The 15,430-nt window shown below is 70.2% G+C and carries 16 protein-coding genes; 4 read left to right on the top strand and 12 right to left on the bottom strand.

What is annotated here, in order from left to right; translation table 11 throughout:
• Positions 1 to 20 precede the first annotated feature (20 nt).
• From ACZ4UU_RS14345 to ACZ4UU_RS14290, 12 genes are all read right to left on the bottom strand, one after another.
• Positions 21 to 1,241: an SRPBCC family protein gene (locus ACZ4UU_RS14345; protein WP_468039745.1), complete on the bottom strand. Its 1,221-nt coding sequence runs from the start codon at positions 1,239 to 1,241 to the stop codon at positions 21 to 23.
• Positions 1,234 to 1,782: an ABC transporter substrate-binding protein gene (locus tag ACZ4UU_RS14340; RefSeq protein WP_468039743.1), complete on the bottom strand. Its 549-nt coding sequence runs from the start codon at positions 1,780 to 1,782 to the stop codon at positions 1,234 to 1,236. The genes ACZ4UU_RS14345 and ACZ4UU_RS14340 overlap by 8 nt, the downstream gene beginning before the upstream one ends.
• 22 nt (positions 1,783 to 1,804) lie before the next feature.
• Positions 1,805 to 2,077 carry a gas vesicle protein GvpG gene (locus ACZ4UU_RS14335; protein ID WP_468039741.1) on the bottom strand — a complete coding sequence of 91 codons (273 nt, stop codon included), beginning with the start codon at positions 2,075 to 2,077 and terminating at the stop codon, positions 1,805 to 1,807.
• Between the two features lie 25 nt (positions 2,078 to 2,102).
• Positions 2,103 to 2,816: a GvpL/GvpF family gas vesicle protein gene (locus tag ACZ4UU_RS14330; RefSeq protein WP_468039739.1), complete on the bottom strand. Its 714-nt coding sequence runs from the start codon at positions 2,814 to 2,816 to the stop codon at positions 2,103 to 2,105.
• An 8-nt stretch (positions 2,817 to 2,824) separates the two neighbouring features.
• On the bottom strand, positions 2,825 to 3,307 hold the full coding sequence (gene gvpJ, locus ACZ4UU_RS14325) for a gas vesicle protein GvpJ (RefSeq protein ID WP_468039737.1): 483 nt from the start codon (positions 3,305 to 3,307) through the stop codon (positions 2,825 to 2,827).
• Positions 3,308 to 3,370: 63 nt separating this feature from the next.
• Positions 3,371 to 3,700: a gas vesicle protein GvpO gene (locus tag ACZ4UU_RS14320; RefSeq protein WP_468040198.1), complete on the bottom strand. Its 330-nt coding sequence runs from the start codon at positions 3,698 to 3,700 to the stop codon at positions 3,371 to 3,373.
• Positions 3,701 to 3,808: 108 nt separating this feature from the next.
• On the bottom strand, positions 3,809 to 4,195 hold the full coding sequence (locus ACZ4UU_RS14315; protein WP_468039735.1) for a DUF937 domain-containing protein: 387 nt from the start codon (positions 4,193 to 4,195) through the stop codon (positions 3,809 to 3,811).
• A 252-nt stretch (positions 4,196 to 4,447) separates the two neighbouring features.
• Positions 4,448 to 4,837, bottom strand: a complete 390-nt coding sequence (rbsD, locus tag ACZ4UU_RS14310; protein WP_468039733.1) for a D-ribose pyranase — start codon at positions 4,835 to 4,837, stop codon at positions 4,448 to 4,450.
• Positions 4,834 to 5,736: a ribokinase gene (locus tag ACZ4UU_RS14305; protein WP_468039731.1), complete on the bottom strand. Its 903-nt coding sequence runs from the start codon at positions 5,734 to 5,736 to the stop codon at positions 4,834 to 4,836. The genes rbsD and ACZ4UU_RS14305 overlap by 4 nt, the downstream gene beginning before the upstream one ends.
• 94 nt (positions 5,737 to 5,830) lie before the next feature.
• The gene (locus ACZ4UU_RS14300) at positions 5,831 to 7,786 is read right to left on the bottom strand and encodes an ABC transporter permease/substrate-binding protein (protein WP_468039729.1); all 1,956 of its coding nucleotides are present in this window, start codon (positions 7,784 to 7,786) and stop codon (positions 5,831 to 5,833) included.
• The gene (locus ACZ4UU_RS14295) at positions 7,776 to 9,317 is read right to left on the bottom strand and encodes a sugar ABC transporter ATP-binding protein (RefSeq protein WP_468039727.1); all 1,542 of its coding nucleotides are present in this window, start codon (positions 9,315 to 9,317) and stop codon (positions 7,776 to 7,778) included. Before ACZ4UU_RS14295 ends, ACZ4UU_RS14300 begins: the two co-directional genes overlap by 11 nt.
• Entirely contained in the window at positions 9,314 to 10,351 is a 1,038-nt protein-coding gene (locus ACZ4UU_RS14290; protein ID WP_383451506.1) for a LacI family DNA-binding transcriptional regulator, read from the bottom strand. Before ACZ4UU_RS14290 ends, ACZ4UU_RS14295 begins: the two co-directional genes overlap by 4 nt.
• 238 nt (positions 10,352 to 10,589) lie before the next feature.
• On the opposite strand from ACZ4UU_RS14290, the gene ACZ4UU_RS14285 reads away from it, so the two are divergent.
• From ACZ4UU_RS14285 to ACZ4UU_RS14270, 4 genes are all read left to right on the top strand, one after another.
• Entirely contained in the window at positions 10,590 to 10,955 is a 366-nt protein-coding gene (locus tag ACZ4UU_RS14285) for a cupin domain-containing protein (protein WP_468039725.1), read from the top strand.
• A 266-nt stretch (positions 10,956 to 11,221) separates the two neighbouring features.
• Positions 11,222 to 11,545, top strand: a complete 324-nt coding sequence (locus tag ACZ4UU_RS14280) for a hypothetical protein (protein WP_468039723.1) — start codon at positions 11,222 to 11,224, stop codon at positions 11,543 to 11,545.
• Between the two features lie 59 nt (positions 11,546 to 11,604).
• Positions 11,605 to 13,866 (top strand): SF1B family DNA helicase RecD2, encoded by a 2,262-nt coding sequence (recD2, locus tag ACZ4UU_RS14275; RefSeq protein WP_468039721.1) that lies wholly within the window; start codon positions 11,605 to 11,607, stop codon positions 13,864 to 13,866.
• A 264-nt stretch (positions 13,867 to 14,130) separates the two neighbouring features.
• Positions 14,131 to 15,420: a citrate synthase gene (locus ACZ4UU_RS14270; protein WP_468039719.1), complete on the top strand. Its 1,290-nt coding sequence runs from the start codon at positions 14,131 to 14,133 to the stop codon at positions 15,418 to 15,420.
• The last annotated feature ends 10 nt before the right edge of the window (positions 15,421 to 15,430 follow it).

Here is a 15,430-nt window from a genome sequence, read left to right as displayed (position 1 = left end):
GCGGGTGGGGACGGGCTCGGTCACGGGGTACTCGACCTCGTTTCCCGGTCGGTGTCTTCGGCGTCGTCTGTGTCATCGTCGTAGCGGTCGTCAGGTTCTCGGTCCTTCTCCTCGACCAGGTCGTCGTCCTCGTCCTCGTCCTGGTCCCGGTCCCGGTCCTCGTCCTCCTCCCAGTCGTCCTCGGCGTCCTCGTCCTCTTCGTCCTCTTCGTCGTACTCCTCGTCGTCGTCCTCGGCGGCCACGCGGTCGTCGTCCTCCTGGTCCTCCTGGTCGTCGTACTGCTCCTGCTCGGCCCGGCCCTCCTCGTCCTCGCCGTCCTCCTCCCGCTCGGCTTCCTCGACCTCCTCCGGCTCCCGCACCACCTCGCCCTCGCGGATCTCCCCGCGCCAGCCTCCGGTGGCCTCCCCGCGCATCATCACGAAGGTGCGGAAGAGCTTCAGGTCGAGCCGGGCGCGACGCCCCTGGGCCCGCATCCAGCTGCCGACCCGCTCGACCGGCCCCTTGGGGAAGTACCGCAGGACCAGCAGCACCTTGGTGAGGTTGTCGGTGAGGGGGTGGAAGGTGACGACACCCTGGGTCGTGCCCTTGTCCCCGGAACTCGTCCAGGCGATGCGCTCGTCGGGCACCTGTTCCGTGATGGTGCTCCGGAAGCGGCGATTGGACTTGGCGACCTTCACATGCCATCTGGCCGTGGTGTCGTCCTGTTGCTCGATGCCGACGACACCCTTGGCGAACCGGTCGAACTCCTGGAACTGCGTCCACTGGTCGTACGCCTCGCGCACCGGCACGCCCACATCGATGTCCTCGATGATGGTGATCCCCTTGCCCATGCTGTCCGGGTCGTCGCCGGGGTCCTTGTCGCGGCTCTGCCCGGGCAACTGCCCGGCGGCGTCCTTGGCCTTGTCCACCACCGCGTCCTTGGCGTGCGCGGCCGTGTCCTTCGCGTGGGAGGCCGTCGAGGTCAGCGCCCCCACTCCCGACGGCAGGTGATCGCCCAGTTTCTTGCCGCCCTTGGCCACCGCGCCCATCAGCCCGCGCGGGCCGACGTGCGCCTCGCTCAGCTTTCGCGCGCCCTCGCCGAGCCGGTGACCCATGCCCTCCAGCGCGACCTGGAGCCGGGCCTGGACGTAGTTCTCCAGCTCGTCCTTCAGCCGGTCCGTCCCCGGCACGCGCTCGCCGGCCTTCGACAGGGTTCCCGTGCCGCCGCCCGAGCCGCGTCCCGTTCCCTTGCGCTCAGCCATCGTCCTGCCCCTGCCTGCTCGACCGCGCGGAGCCGCCGCCGCGTGAGCGGCTCTGCGAGGTGGAGGTCTTCTTCGTACGGCGGGACGCCGCCTTCCGGGGCTTCTGCCGAGGCTTCTCCTCGGGCTCTTCCTCGGGCTCCTCCTCGGGCTCCGTCTCGTCCTCGGCCTCGTCCTCGGCCTCGTCCTCGTTCTCGGCCGCGTCCCTGTCATCGGCGTCGGTCTCGTCCTCGTCGTCCGCTTCCTGTTCCTGGCCCCGCTCCCGCAGGCCCGCGGTGCGCTGGTGCAGGGCGTCGGCCAGGTTGTCGGCCTTGGCGCTGAGGACGGTGGTCGCCGCCGCCTTCCCCGCGTCGGTCAGTTCGGAGCGCACCTGGTCGGTGAGGGTGTGCAGGAAGGGGGAGTCCTGGAGGGCCTTGCCGACCTGCCCGGGCTTGATCCGCGATCCGGCGAGCAGTGCGCCGAGGCCGATGGCGAGCTTCGCCTTCTTGGTCCGCCCCAGCACATAGCCGCCCAGCAGGGCGGTGCCGATCTTGGCGTTGTTCATGACCTGTCTTCCTTCCGGGCCGTCACAGCCCGGGCCCTGTGCCCTGGCCGCCCTGTCGCAGCTGGTAGGCCCTGATCTCCTCCAGGCGGTGCAGCAGCGCCTGCTCCTGCCGTGCGAACTCCTCGTCGTCGACACCGCCCTCGTCCCGCGCCCGTTCCAGGTTCACGAGCGCCTCCTGCACGGGAGCCGGGTCGTAGTACTCGTCCTCGGCGGTCTTGACCACCTTGTCGAGCACCCAGCCGATGCCCCGCACGGGAGCGAACGGCAGCGTCAGGATCCCGGTGACCAGTCCCACGGCACCTCCACTCGCGAGTCGCGGCTCAGACGAAGCTGTACGGCGGCAGGGGCCCCCGCAGCCGCAGCTCCACGCCCTCGCCGTAGCGTTCGGCCAGCTCCTGTCCGGCCCGCCCGAACTCCTCGGCCCTGTCGTCCTCCACGAGGAAGGACGCGCTCACGAAGTACTGCTGCGACGGCGGCGCGACCTTTTCGGCCTCGGCGAGCGGCCGCAGCCCGGCGAGGACCTCCTCGGCGAGCGCGTCCTGGCGGCCCTGCACCTCCTGGGCCACCAACTGGCCGAGCGCCAGCCGGTCGTCGTACGTCCCGCCGCCCTCCAGGGTCCGTCGGTTCAGCTCACGGGCCTGGGTGTTGTCCTCCAGGACGGCCCGTACGACCGTGTCCTCGTCCAGGACGCCCTTGACGTTGAACTCCGACCGCCCGGCGAGCTCGTCGAGACGCTGGGCGTACAGCTGGGCCCGCTCCTCCAGGACGCCGCGCACGGCCTCCTCGTCGGCGGCGACGAACCCGAAGCTGAGCGGCAGGGTCGGCCCTTCGGACCAGAGCCGCTCCTGGACGTTCTGGTGTGCCTGGAGGTCCCGGCGGGCCACCGAGAGATCGTCGGGGCATTCGCTGACGACCGCGCACAGGGAGGCGCCGCGCACCGTGCGCAGCTCACCCGGCGGATCGCCCACGCCCTTGGTGTCGCCCAGGTCCAGCGGGTGCGAGTCCTTGGTGATCGCGTACACATACACGGACATGGGCTCGCTCACTCCTCCCGGTCCCGTGCGGAACGGCGTTCAGAGCGGCGTTCGCCGCGCTCCTGCCGCTTCTCGCGCGCCGGCTTGCGCTCGCGCTCGGCGTGTTCTTCCTCGGCCTCGTCATCGCCGCCCTTGAGCGAGTCGGTGATCGCCTCGACCGCGCCCGACAGCGCGCCTTTGCTCTTGCCGTGTGCCCCGCTCTCGACCGAGCCCTCGACGATGTCGGTCAGCTGGGACGGCGCCTTCCTGCCCGACTCCAGATCCAGCCGGTTGGCCGCCTCGGCGAAGCGCAGATACGTGTCGACGCTGGCGACGACCACCCGCGCGTCGATCTTCACCAGCTCGATGCCCACCAGCGAGACCCGGACGAACGCGTCGATGACCAGGCCCCGGTCCAGGACGAGTTCCAGCACGTCGTACAGATTTCCCGAACCGCCGCCTCCTGCTGCGGCGGGCACACCACCACTGTTGCCCTGTGGCACCACCGTCACGGTGACTTCCCTTCCGGCCCGACTTCCCGGCGAAAGGGCGAGCGACCTACGGGGCGTCTTCCCCTAGCGGCCGTCCTTCCTGTCCACCTGAGCGCGGGTGTAGCGACGCCCACGCTCGTACGCCAGCAGTTTCCCCTCCGGGTCCAGAACCACCTGGTAACTGGCCATCACACTGGTCGTCTCGGGAATGCGTTCCAGTTCCACGACCTCTACATCGGCTTCCCAGCCCTGGTCCGTCGGCCTCAGCGAGGAAACCGACTCGGGAGCCCTCCCCAAGAGCTCACTGAGTTGTTCGATCGCGGACCGCATCGCATCGGCGGCGGACACCCGCTCTCCGGCGGACTCCTGCCGTGCTGAGGAACGAGCCTTGCGCGGCTCACGATCACTCGTGATCAATCACCCTCTCGGTGTACCCCTCAATCTTCGGACTCACACAGAGCCCACGCCACTCGGCTCATCCCGCGACCAGTGACCCCGCGACCACCGCTTTCCGCCGGGCGCCTACTTCCCGGCCGCCCGTTTCGTGAGCACCGCCAGCACCACCGGAACCACCGTCTCCACCACCCGGGACACGGCACCCCGCGCCAGCCCCGTCCTGCGGGCCACCGCGTCCGCGACCGGTCTGGCCTCCTCGGCCAGCAGCCCGGCCATCAGCCCGCCGGTCGCGAAGCCGCCCAGCGTGGCCACGCCGGTCAGCGGGGCCTCGTGCGGCGTCGCCACGGTCTCCGCCTCGCCGGACAGCGCCGCCACCGTCGTACCGACCATCTGTCGGGCCCCTGCCTCGTCCGTGTCCAGCAGCACCGCGATGTCCGCGATCCGGTCGTCGCCGAGCTCGTCGAGCACGTCGTCCTGGAGGGACGTCAGGGGGTTTTCGTCTAGCTCCTGCATGTCTGAAACGCTACGTCTGTCCGGATTGCAGGGCACGCCGAAGGGGCGCCGGGGGCGCCGAAGATTCGCCGAAAAAAATCCGCGGAGACCGTACAACCCTTCCCGTACCTGGCGGGTCGTACTTGGGGTCAGGACTCTTGGAGGGGGATCTGGGGGGATCGCGGGGGTTCTGACGGGGAGGGGAAACCCCGAGGGGCTCGGTCGACGGACCGGGCCCCTCGAAACGTTCCCACCGTTTTCACGGTCGGCGGGTCAGAAGAAGACCCCGCACCGCAGCAGCACATTCGCGTACGGCCGTGCCTCCCCGGTCCGCACCACCAGCCGCGCCCCGGCCGACAGCTCCTTCAGCCGCTCGTGCGTGACCAGCTCCAGCCCGGGAAACTCCCCGGCCAGCAGCGCGGCCGCCGAAGGGTTCGCCTCGTGGATCTCCCGGGCCGCCGTCGCGCCCTCCACCACCAGCTCGGCCAGCAGACCGTCCAGGACCTCGGCGAAGGACGGCACCCCGGCCCGGAAGGCCAGGTCCACGACCCGGGGACCGTCGGGTATCGGCATGCCCGCGTCGCACACCAGCACCCCGTCACCGTGGCCCAGCTCGGCGAGAGCGCCGGAGAGATGACGGTTCAGGATCCCGGCCTTCTTCACAGCGCCTCGACCTCCGCCGCAGTGGGGAACGACACCTGGGCGCCCTCCCGGGTCACGGCCACCGCCCCGACCCGCGCCGCGTACGCCGCCGCCTCGCCCAGGGCCGAGCCGGTCCCGAGCTTCCAGGCCAGCGCGGCCGTGAACGCGTCGCCCGCGCCCGTCGTGTCCACCGCGTCCACCTTCACGGACGCGACCCGCGTCACGCCTTGCGCGCAGGCCACCAGCGCACCCTCCGCGCCCAGCGTCACGACCACCGAGCGCGGGCCCTTGGCGAGCAGGATCCGCGCCCAGTCCTCCGGCGTCTCGCCCACCGCCGAGTCGCCGAGGATCACCTTCGCCTCGTGCTCGTTCACGATCAGCGGGTCGCAGGCCGCCAGCACCTCGGGCGGCAGCGGGCGCGGCGGGGAGGGGTTCAGGACGAAACGGCTGCCGTCCGCGAGAGCCCGCACCACCTCGACGACCGTCTCCAGCGGGATCTCCAGCTGGACCGACACCACCCTCGACGCCTGGAACAGGCTCGCGGCGGCCCGTACGTCCTGCGGAGTCAGCCTGCCGTTCGCACCCGGCGACACCACGATGCTGTTGTCCCCGGACGGATCCACCGTGATCAGCGCGACGCCGGTCGGCGCGCCGCCGACCAGGACACCGACCGTGTCGACGCCGGCCGCCCGCTGCGAGTCGAGCAGCAGCCTTCCGTGCGCGTCGTCGCCGACCCGGGCCAGCAGGGCCGTACGGGCCCCGAGCCGGGCGGCCGCGACCGCCTGGTTGGCACCCTTGCCGCCCGGGTGGACGGCCAGATCGGAGCCGAGCACGGTCTCCCCGGCCCCCGGCCGACGCTCGACGCCGATCACCAGGTCGGCGTTGGCCGACCCTACGACCAGGAGGTCGTAGTCGTACATGAGGTTGCTCCCCTGATAGGTCCCCGTGATGAGTCGAGGCGGGCGGCCCCGTGCTGGTGCAACGGCCGCCCACCCGCTCGCCGTTCCCCTTGTGTCAGCCGCCGAAGCCGGCGACGTTCTCCTTGGTGACCACCTTCACCGGCACCTTGACCGTCTCCGCGACCTTCTTGCCCTCGGCCGCCCGCACCGCGTTGTCCACGGCGATCTTCCCGAGCTGCTTGGGCTGCTGGGCGACGGAGGCGTACAGCGTGCCCGCCTCGACGGCCTTCAGGCCGTCCGGAGTGCCGTCGAATCCGACGACCTGGACGTCCTTCCCGGCCCGGTCGCCGAGCGCCTTGATCGCGCCCAGTGCCATCTCGTCGTTCTCGGCGAAGACGCCGTCGATGTCCGGGTGGGCCTGCAGGAGGTTGGTCATGACGTCCAGGCCCTTGGTGCGGTCGAAGTCGGCCGGCTGCTTGGCGACGACCTTGATGCCCGGGTAGGCCTTGAGTCCCTCGGCGAAGCCCGCGCCGCGCTCACGGCTGGCGGACGTACCGGCCTGGCCCTGGAGGATCACGATGGTGCCCCTGCCGCCCAGCTTCTCGGCGAGTGCCTTGGCGCCCAGCGCGCCGCCCTCGACGTTGTCGGAGGCGACCAGCGCCGCCGTGTCGGCCTTGTTCACGCCCCGGTCGACGCCCACGACGGGGATGCCGGCCTTGTTCGCGGCCCGCACGGAGGGGCCCGCCGCGTCCGAGTCGACCGGGTTGACGACGATCGAGTCGACGCCCTCGGACGTGAAGTTCTGGAGCTGGTTGGCCTGCTGCGAGGCGTCGTTCTGCGCGTCGGTGACCGTCAGGTCGACGCCCAGCTTCTTCGCCTCCGCCTCGGCACCGGCCCGGATCTGCACGAAGAACGGGTTGTTGAGCGTCGACAGCGACAGACCGACCTTCTGCGTCGACGTCGCCGACGAACCGCCGTGCAGCAGGGACGTGGCACCCACGATCGCCGCCGCGACGACAGCCGCGAGCACGTAGGTCGCCGCTTGCTTGCCGCGGCTGCCTGGCGAGCCGGTACCGGCCGCCGCCGGAGTGGCCCCCGCCTTGCGCCGCACCGTGTCCAGCAGGACGGCGAGCGCGATGACGACACCGATGACGACCTGCTGCCAGAAGGCCGACACCGAAAGGAGGTTGAGGCCGTTGCGCAGCACCGCCAGGATCAGCGCGCCGATCAGCGTGCCGGACGCCTTGCCCGTGCCACCGGCCAGCGAGGCGCCGCCGATCACGACCGCCGCGATGGCGTCGAGCTCGTAGCCCTGCGCGGCCTGCGGCTGCGCGGAGGAGAGCCGGGCGGCGAGGACGATGCCCGCGGCGGCGGCGAACAGGCCGGAGAAGGCGTAGATCGCGAGCTTCTGCTTCTTCACCCGCAGACCGGAGAGCCGGGCCGCTTCCTCGTTGCCGCCGATCGCGTACATCGAGCGGCCGATGTAGGTCCGCCCCAGCACGAACGCCGTGATCAGACCCATCGCGACCATCACGAGCACCGGCACCGGCAGCCAACCGCCGAGGGTGTCGCCGAGGTGCGAGACCGAGTCGGGGAAGGCGATGGGCGAACCCTGCGAGATGACCAGGGACAGACCGCGGGCCACCGACAGCATGGCCAGCGTCGCGATGAACGGCGGCAGCTTCCCGTACGAGATCAGGATGCCGTTGACCAGGCCGCACGCAATGCCGGTCGCGACGGCGAGGACGACCGCCAGGACGACCGGTATGCCCTGCGAGGTCGCGCTCCAGGCCAGAACGGTGGCCGACAGCGCCGCCACCGAGCCGACCGACAGGTCGATGCCCGCCGAGACGATCACGAAGGTCACGCCGAACGCGAGGATGGCGGTCACGGCCGCCTGCACGCCGACGTTGAGCAGGTTGTCCGCCGTCAGGAAGTCGCCGGACAGCGCCGACATCGCGATGACGAGGGCGATCAGCGCGGTCAGCGCGCCGTTGTCGAGGAGGAGGCGGCGCAGGCCGCCCGGGGCGCCACTCGCGCCCGCCGAGCTCTTGAGCGTGTCAGTGGCCACGGGGGGCCTCCGTTCCGGTCTTGTCGGTGGTGAGATCGCTGGTGGGGTTGCTGACGGCGAGTGCCATCACGGAGTCCTGCGTGGCCTCGTCGGCGGAGAGTTCGCCCGCGATCCGGCCCTGGGCCATCACCAGCACCCGGTCGCTCATGCCGAGGACCTCGGGCAGATCGCTGGAGATCATCAGGACGGCGGCGCCCGCGGCCGTGAGTTCGTTGATGAGCTGGTAGATCTCGACCTTGGCGCCGACGTCGATACCGCGTGTCGGCTCGTCGAGGATGAGCACCTTGGTGTCGGCGAGCAGCCACTTGCCGATGACGACCTTCTGCTGGTTGCCGCCGGAGAGCGTGCGCACATGCTGACCGAGGCCCGCCATCCGCACGCCGAGCTGCCCCGCGATGCGCGCCGCCGCCTCGCGCTGGCCCTTGAGGTCGACGAGCCCCGCGCGCGTGGCCGACCGCAGCGTCACCAGGCCGAGGTTCTCCTCCACGGACGCGTCCAGGACCAGGCCCTGGCCCTTGCGGTCCTCGGGGATGAGCCCGATGCCCGCGGTCATCGCCGCGTTGACGTCGTACTTGGGAAGGGAGGAACCGCCGACCTTCACGGCCCCCTTGTCGTACGGATCCGCCCCGAACACGGCCCGCACGACCTCGGTACGGCCGGCGCCGACCAGCCCCGCGATGCCGACCACCTCGCCGGCGTGCACCTCGAAGCTGACGTCGTGGAAGACGCCGTCGCGGGTCAGCCCCTCGACGGACAGCAACGCGGCACCGCGGTCGGCCCGTTCACGCGGGTACTGCTGCTCGATGGAGCGCCCCACCATGAGCCGTACGAGCTCGTCCTCGGGCGTGGCGGCGGGGACCTGCCCGACGCTCCTGCCGTCCCGGATGACCGTCACCCGGTCTCCCAGCGCGGCGATCTCCTCCAGGTGGTGCGTGATGAAGACGATCCCGACGCCGTCCTCGCGCAGCTTGCGCACGATGGAGAAGAGCTTGTCCACCTCTTCCGAGGTGAGCACAGCGGTCGGCTCGTCCATGATCAGCACTCGCGCGTTCAGGCTGAGCGCCTTCGCGATCTCGACCATCTGCAGGCGCGCGATGCCGAGTTCACGCACGCGCGCGCGTGGCGACACGTTCACGCCCACGCGCGCGAGGAGCACCTCGGCGTCGGCCTCCATCTTCTTCCGGTCGATCATCCCGAAGCGGCGGGGCTGGCGCCCCAGGAAGATGTTCTCGGCGACCGTCAGATCGGGAACGAGGTTGAACTCCTGGTAGATGGTGGCGATCCCGAGGCGCTCGGAGTCCTGCGCACCGTGGATGCGCGTCTCCTCGCCGCCCACCAGGATCCGCCCGGCGTCGGGCGTGTAGGCGCCGGAGAGCATCTTGATGAGGGTGCTCTTGCCGGCGCCGTTCTCACCGAGGAGGACGTGCACCTCGCCGCGGCGCAGATCGAAGTCGACGCCGTCCAGGGCGACCACGCCCGGGAAGGTCTTCCGTATGCCCTCGATGCGCAGCAACTCGTCCGCGTTGCTCACGACTGGCTCCTGTTCGTTGCGGGGGACGGCTCCGGTGAAGCCGGTGGTTCGCCGCAGGAGCGGCGTACGACGAGACGGGCGGGGAGGGTGACGGACTCGCCGGGCCGTCCCTCGATGCGGTCGACCAGGGCCCGTACGGCGGCCCGGCCCAGCTCGCCCGTGGGCTGGGCGATGGCGGTGATGGGCGGGTCGGTGTGCACGAACCACCGGATGTCGTCGAACGCGGCCAGCGCGAGGTCGTCCGGCACGCGCAGGCCACGCGCGCGTACGGCGTCCAGCGCGCCGAGTGCCATCAGGTTGTCGGCCGCGAACACGACCTCGGGCGGCTCGGGCAGGTCGAGGAAGCCCTCGGTGACCCGGCGCCCGCTGTCGGCCTGGAAGTCGCCCTGGCCTATGTAGGCGTCGGGCAGTTCGAGCCCGTACGCCCCGAGCGCCTCCCGGAACGCCTCGACACGTTCGCGCCCGGTGGTGGTCGCCGCCGGCCCCGCGATGATCGCGAGCCGCCGGTGCCCCAGCCCGTGCAGATGAGCCACGAGATCCCGTACGGCGCCTTGTCCGTCGGCCCGCACCACGGGCACGTCCACGCCCGGGATCCACCGGTCCACGAAGACCATCGGGGTCCCCGCGCGGACGGCGTCCAGCATCAGCGGCGAGCCGCCGTCGGTGGGGGAGACGAGGAGGCCGTCGATACGGCGGTCCAGCAGGTTCCGTACGTGGTGGTCCTGGAGGTCGGGCCGTTCGTCGGCGTTGCCGATGATCACGCTGTAGCCGAGCGCGCGGGCCTCCTCCTCGACGGAGCGGGCCAGTTCGGTGAAGTAGGGGTTCATCACGTCGCTGATGACCAGGCCGAGGGTGTGGGTCTGGTCGGTGCGCAGGGAGCGGGCCACGGCGTTCGGGCGGTAGCCCAGGGCCTCGACGGCGGCCAGCACGCGTGCGCGTGCCTCGGCGCTGACCGACGGATGGTCGTTCAGCACGCGCGAGACCGTGGCGACGGAGACGCCCGCCTCGGCAGCGACGTCCTTGATGCTCGCCATCGCCGCTCCACCTCCTCGTGGATCGTTCGTGGTGTCGAGGTCCGATGTTCGTGGAATCGATTACATCGACGTGTACGGAGGATTGGAATCGATTACACGGGGGTTAATCAAGCCCTCAACCACATCCCGAGACCGGATCGTGATGTCGCGGCGCACGCCCGGGCGGGTTCACGCTGGAAGGGCAGGGGGTCGTTCCCGATGCAAGGCCCTCGTCCTCGTGGGCCGGAGCGGAGGAGTCATGACGGCAGCGACGCGCGACAGCACACCCGTCACCCTCGGCGGTGACGGCGTGGAGGTGCGCACCCAGCCCATCGGCGGCGGCATGTCCGTCGGCTACGTCAGCCTGCCGGAGGGCACGGACATGGGCCCCGCCCTCAAGGGCCTCGAAGGCGACGCCTGCCCGTGCCCGCACTGGGGCTATCTGCTCAAGGGCCGGCTGCGGATGCTGACCCCCGAGGGTGAGGAGCAATACGAGGCCGGCCAGGCGTACTACTGGGGGCCCGGCCATGTCCCCGTGGCCCTGGAGGACTGCGAGTTCGTCGAGTTCTCGCCGTCCGAGGACTTCCAGGCGGTCCTGGACCACGTGAGGTCGCAGGCGGGGTGAGCGACGGAGCCTTGAGACACGGGGGCGTGGAGCGTGGCGCCACGGTGGCGGCCGGTCACCGCGCTCGGCACGCCCCCGGCGCAGCGGGCTGCCGGTAACGATCTTCGCCAGGGCTGTCCGGGCCTGACGGCGGCCGGCGTCGCAGTCGGGCGCCGCCCCCGGAATGCTCGTGAAATTCCGTCAGGTCCTCGCCCGGCGCAGGCTAGGCTGCCTCCCGGTCGTTGCGGGTGGCATGCCCGCGCCAATCGAACGGGGAGAAACAGGCAATGCGCGCAGCTCGGATGCTCGGTGCCACCATGGGGGCCGCGGCCCTGGTCGGGACGTCGTTCGTCGTCGCCGCTCCGGCGGCCGCGGCCGGTTGTACGGCGAAGGCCCTGGAGACCGTGCTCATCCGGTCCACGACGAGCACCAGCGGTACGGCGCTCGCCCAGCTCAACAAGGGCCAGAGCGCACCGGCGTCCTGCACGATGTACTACGGCAGCTCCTCGTACGAGAAGTGCGGCATCGTCAGCAAGCGCTGGGTGAAGGTCACGAGGAGCGGCGTCACCGGCTACGTGGTCGGGACCTGCGTGCTCGTGAACGAGAACTGACCCCGCCTCCCGGCACCGACGAGCGACCCGTTGTCGGTGCCGGGCGGTAGCGTCGGATCATGTCCAATGAGGTGGGGAGCCAGGCGGGGAGCGGCGAGCGGCGACTGGCGGTACTCGAAGGCGTCCTGGAGCGCATCACCTACGCCAACGAGGAGAACGGCTACACGGTCGCCCGCGTCGACACCGGCAGAGGAGCCGGCGACCTCCTCACGGTCGTGGGCGCGCTGCTCGGCGCCCAGGTCGGCGAGTCCCTGCGAATGGAGGGCCGTTGGGGCTCCCACCCGCAGTACGGCAAGCAGTTCACGGTGGAGAACTACACCACCGTCCTCCCGGCCACCGTCCAGGGCATCCGCCGCTACCTCGGCTCCGGCCTGGTCAAGGGGATCGGCCCGGTCTTCGCCGACCGCATCACCCAGCACTTCGGCCTGGACACCCTGACGGTCATCGAGGAGGAGCCCAAGCGGCTCATCGAGGTCCCCGGACTCGGCCCCAAGCGCACCAAGAAGATCGCCGACGCCTGGGAGGAACAGAAGGCGATCAAGGAGGTCATGCTCTTCCTCCAGACCGTCGAGGTGTCCACCTCCATCGCCGTGCGGATCTACAAGAAGTACGGCGACGCCTCTATCTCCGTCGTGAAGAACCAGCCCTACCGGCTCGCGGCCGACGTCTGGGGCATCGGCTTCCTCACCGCCGACAAGATCGCCCAGTCCGTCGGCATCCCGCACGACAGCCCGGAGCGCGTGAAGGCGGGCCTCCAGTACGCGCTGTCGCAGGCCACCGACCAGGGCAACTGCTATCTCCCCGAGGAGCAGCTGATCGCGGACGCGGTGAAGCTGCTCCAGGTCGACACGGGGCTTGTCATCGAGTGCCTCGCGGAGCTGGCCCAGGTCCCCGACGACGGCGGCGACCCCGGTGTCGTACGGGAGAAGGTCCCCGGCCCCGGCGGCGGCTCGGAACCGGTGACGGCCGTCTACCTCGTCCCCTTCCACCGGGCCGAACTCGCCCTCTCCGCCCAGCTGTTGCGCCTCCTGCGCACCGACGAGGACCGGATGCCCGGCTTTCGTGACGTGGCCTGGGACAAGGCGCTGGGCTGGCTCAAGGGCCGGACCGGCGTGGACCTGGCCCCCGAGCAGGAGGCCGCCGTCAAGCTGGCGCTGACGCAGAAGGTCGCCGTGCTGACCGGTGGCCCCGGCTGCGGCAAGTCCTTCACGGTCCGCTCGATCGTGGAGCTGGCCCGCGCGAAGAAGGCCAGGGTCGTGCTCGCCGCCCCCACCGGCCGCGCCGCCAAGCGCCTCGCCGAGCTGACCGGAGCCGAGGCCTCCACCGTCCACCGCCTGTTGGAGCTCAAGCCCGGCGGCGACGCGGCGTACGACAGGGATCGTCCGCTCCAGGCCGACCTGGTGGTGGTCGACGAGGCGTCCATGCTGGACCTGCTCCTCGCCAACAAGCTGGTCAAGGCCGTACCGCCGGGCGCCCATCTGCTCTTCGTGGGCGACGTGGACCAGCTGCCCAGCGTCGGCGCCGGAGAGGTCCTCCGGGACCTGCTGGCCGACGGCAGCCCCATCCCCGCGGTCCGCCTCACGCGCGTGTTCCGACAGGCCCAGCAGTCCGGCGTGGTGACCAACGCGCACCGCATCAACGCCGGACAGCACCCCGTCACCGACGGCATGAAGGACTTCTTCCTCTTCGTCGAGGACGACACGGAGGCGGCCGGCCGGCTCACCGTGGACGTGGCGGCCCGGCGCATCCCGGCCAAGTTCGGCCTCGACCCACGACGGGACGTCCAGGTGCTGGCCCCGATGCACCGCGGCCCGGCCGGCGCGGGCACGCTGAACGGGCTGCTCCAGCAGGCCGTCACCCCCGGGCGGCCCGACCTGGCGGAGAAGCGGTTCGGCGGCCGGGTGTTCCGCGTCGGCGACAAGGTCACCCAGATTCGCAACAATTACGACAAGGGGAAGAACGGCGTCTTCAACGGCACCGTGGGCGTGGTCACCTCGCTCGACCCGGTCGACCAGCGCCTCACCGTACTGACGGACGAGGACGAGGAGGTTCCGTATGAATTCGACGAACTGGACGAACTGGCGCACGCGTACGCGGTGACGATCCACCGTTCACAGGGAAGTGAATATCCCGCCGTGGTGATCCCCGTCACGACCGGGGCATGGATGATGCTCCAGCGGAACCTGCTGTACACCGCGGTGACCCGCGCCAGGCAACTGGTCGTTCTCGTGGGGTCGCGCAAGGCCCTCGGCCAGGCGGTGCGCACGGTGTCGGCGGGCCGGCGCTGCACGGCGCTCGACTTCCGGCTCGCCGGTTTCTGATCTTGTTCGGGGACCGTCGGAGGTCACCCTCCTGACCTGGCGGTTCGTGAGGCATCGAAAAAAATGATCGATCAAACGAGTCGTGAAGGTCACAGAGCACTTCCGGATGGGGAAAACAGCGGGCAGGATGACAAGTTGGCGGCACTCAGTGCCGCCAATAGGCCCAATGGTCGACCCCGAGTGCACTCTCCTGAGCCGAATGGGGGAGGGTAGAGACAGTCAGGGCAACCTCGAAGATGAGGCACAACGTCGGTGAGGGAAGACGTGAGCGACAACTCTGTAGTACTGCGGTACGGCGACGGCGAGTACACCTACCCGGTGATCGACAGCACCGTCGGCGACAAGGGCTTCGACATCGGCAAGCTCCGCGCCCAGACCGGTCTGGTGACGCTGGACAGCGGTTACGGCAACACCGCCGCCTATAAATCCGCCGTCACCTACCTCGACGGCGAGGCGGGCATCCTCCGCTACCGCGGCTACCCGATCGAGCAGCTGGCCGAGCGCTCCACCTTCCTGGAGGTGGCCTACCTGCTGATCAACGGTGAGCTGCCCACCGTCGACGAGCTCTCGAACTTCAAGAACGACATCACGCAGCACACCCTGCTGCACGAGGACGTCAAGAACTTCTACAAGGGCTTCCCGCGCGACGCCCACCCGATGGCCATGCTGTCCTCGGTCGTCTCCGCGCTGTCCACGTTCTACCAGGACAGCCACAACCCGTTCGACGAGACGCAGCGCAACCTCTCGACGATCCGGCTGCTCGCCAAGCTTCCGACGATCGCGGCGTACGCGTACAAGAAGTCGATCGGCCACCCGTTCGTCTACCCGCGCAACGACCTTGGTTACGTCGAGAACTTCCTGCGGATGACCTTCTCGGTGCCGGCCCAGGAGTTCGAGCTCGACCCGGTCGTCGTCTCCGCGCTGGACAAGCTGCTGATCCTGCACGCGGACCACGAGCAGAACTGTTCGACCTCGACGGTCCGCCTCGTCGGCTCGTCGCAGGCCAACATGTTCGCGTCGATCTCGGCCGGCATCTCCGCCCTCTGGGGCCCGCTGCACGGCGGCGCCAACCAGTCCGTGCTGGAGATGCTGGAAGGCATCCAGGCGAACGGCGGCGACGTCGACTCCTTCATCAACAAGGTGAAGAACAAGGAGGACGGCGTCCGCCTGATGGGCTTCGGCCACCGGGTGTACAAGTCCTTCGACCCGCGCGCGAAGATCATCAAGGCCGCGGCGCACGACGTCCTCTCCGCCCTCGGCAAGTCCGACGAGCTGCTGGACATCGCCCTGAAGCTGGAGGAGCACGCGCTCTCCGACGAGTACTTCGTCTCGCGCAACCTCTACCCGAACGTCGACTTCTACACCGGCCTGATCTACCGGGCCATGGGCTTCCCGACCGAGATGTTCACGGTCCTCTTCGCCCTGGGCCGCCTCCCGGGCTGGATCGCCCAGTGGCACGAGATGATCAAGGAGCCGGGCTCCCGCATCGGCCGCCCGCGCCAGATCTACACGGGTGTCGTGGAGCGCGACTTCGTTCCCGTGGAGCAGCGGTAGCGCTCCGCTC

This window comes from Streptomyces sp. NPDC028907, from assembly GCF_055564995.1.
This window is presented reverse-complemented; position numbering and strand designations above follow the sequence as displayed.